Genomic DNA, 1,006 nt, shown 5'->3' on the forward strand with positions numbered 1-1,006 from the left:
TCCACGACGGCCACGGTGAGGCCGGCGGCGCGGGCGCGGTCGGCGACGTTCTGGCCGACGGGACCCGCGCCGAGCACGATCACGTCGTAGGTGCTGTTCCCCTGGCTCTCGCGTACTTCGCTCATTGCTCCCTCGCATTCGATCGGGCTCACGGTGGCTGTGTCAGTTTCTGAGGGAGCAGTTTCGTCGTGACTTCGGGAGTCGTTTCTCGGGGAGCGGCGTGATCAATGTCAGTGACTTTTGATGCCGCTCATGTGCTGCGGGGCCGTCCGCTTGGGCACGATGAGAACAGGAACATCCCGTCAAGCGGGCGCCGCGCCGCTGAGGCCGACGCGGCTTGCGCCGACCTCGCGATTCACGTGCTCGGGAACAGGGGCTCGCCCGCCATGAGGCCGCCGTCGACAGGGAGGATGTGCCCGGTGACGTAGCTCGCCTTGTCGGAACCCAGGTACCGGACGGCCTCGGCGATTTCCTCCGGGGTACCCGCCCGGTGCATGGGCAGCACTGCATCGACCGCGTCACGCGCCGTGTCGTCGCCGGTGAACCGCTCGTACATAGCGGTCCGGGTGAAGCCGGGCGCGACCGCGTTGACCCGGATACCGTGAGCAGCGCCTTCGAGCGCGGCCGCCTTGGTGATGCCGGCGACGGCGTGCTTGCTGCCGACGTACAAGGTTGCCCCGGGGTACCCCATCAGGCCAAAGACGGAGCTGACGTTGACGATGCTGCCGCCGCCCTGTTCCCTCATGACCCGGAACTCGTGCTTCAGGCACAGCAGCGTTCCCTTGACGTTGGTATCGAAGGTGGCCTGGTAACCCTCGTCGGTCACCTCGGTGACGGGGCCGGGGGTTCCCTCGGTGCCGGCGTTGTTGAAGGCGACATCGATCCGCCCGAACCGCACGACCGCTCGGTCGACGAGGTCCTTCACATCGGCGTCGAAGCGGACGTCGGCACGCACGAACTCGGCCGGGGCACCGAGGTCGGCCAGCGCGCCGGCAAGCTGCTCTCC

Annotated in this window: 1 protein-coding gene; it reads right to left on the minus strand. The window is 67.9% G+C overall.

Annotation, left to right across the window (positions count from 1 at the left end; genetic code table 11):
- Positions 1–355 precede the first annotated feature (355 nt).
- Positions 356–1,006 (minus strand): SDR family NAD(P)-dependent oxidoreductase (locus IEZ17_RS41430; RefSeq protein ID WP_189308804.1); only part of this gene is annotated, 651 nt, incomplete at its 5' end.

Origin of the sequence: Streptomyces albospinus (assembly GCF_014648695.1) — a bacterium.
Classification (GTDB): domain Bacteria; phylum Actinomycetota; class Actinomycetes; order Streptomycetales; family Streptomycetaceae; genus Streptomyces; species Streptomyces albospinus.